The sequence below is a fragment of the Escherichia sp. KCJ4928 genome (genome assembly GCF_004352695.1).
In the GTDB taxonomy this organism is placed as follows: domain Bacteria; phylum Pseudomonadota; class Gammaproteobacteria; order Enterobacterales; family Enterobacteriaceae; genus ECMA0423.
Map to the genome: position 1 here is coordinate 1 of NZ_SJWV01000808.1, position 255 is coordinate 255.

The 255-nt window shown below is 58.0% G+C and carries 1 protein-coding gene; it reads left to right on the plus strand.

Annotation, left to right across the window (positions count from 1 at the left end; all coding sequences use genetic code 11):
* On the plus strand, positions 1-255 hold a 255-nt coding region (locus tag E0D98_RS26875), incomplete at both ends, for a phage major capsid protein (protein WP_131891712.1).

Here is a 255-nt window from a genome sequence, read left to right on the forward strand (position 1 = left end):
CGATTTGGTCAGGGCGGGATCCCTGCACTTCGTCAGGTGCCGTTCAATATCCGTGTGCACGCCCAGGTGTCGGGCGGTGCTGCCGGCTGGGTGGGTGAGGGTAAGGCAAAACCCCTGACGAAGTTTGATTTTGAATCCATCACCTTCAGTCATGCGAAGGTGTCGGCCATTGCGGTACTGACGGAAGAATTGATCCGTTTTTCCAGTCCGGCTGCTGATGCACTGGTCCGTAATGCGCTGGCGGAAGCGGTGGTG